We start from the raw sequence: 251 nt of genomic DNA, 5'->3' as shown, positions 1-251 counted from the left end.
GTAATTGTTCGGGTAAATTATGTTGCCAGATACGCAGACGCTCCTCTTGCTTGGGATTATTAAATTGTATGCAGCTGTGAAAGCGTCGCGTAAAGGCTTTGTCCATATTATTTTTGAAATTGGATGCCAGAATAATAAGCCCGGAAAACGTCTCTATCCGCTGTAACAGATAAGAAACCTCCTGATTGGCGTATTTATCATGCGCATCTCTTACATTGGTGCGTTTCCCAAAAATAGCATCTGCTTCATCG

1 protein-coding gene is annotated in these 251 nt (G+C 41.4%); it reads right to left on the bottom strand.

Annotated elements, in window-relative coordinates; all coding sequences use genetic code 11:
• Positions 1-251: AAA family ATPase (locus ACPYOJ_RS36085; RefSeq protein ID WP_481420492.1), on the bottom strand; the 251-nt coding region annotated here is incomplete at both ends.

The organism is Rhizobium sp. SVR5-9E (genome assembly GCF_056755095.1).
This window is presented reverse-complemented; position numbering and strand designations above follow the sequence as displayed.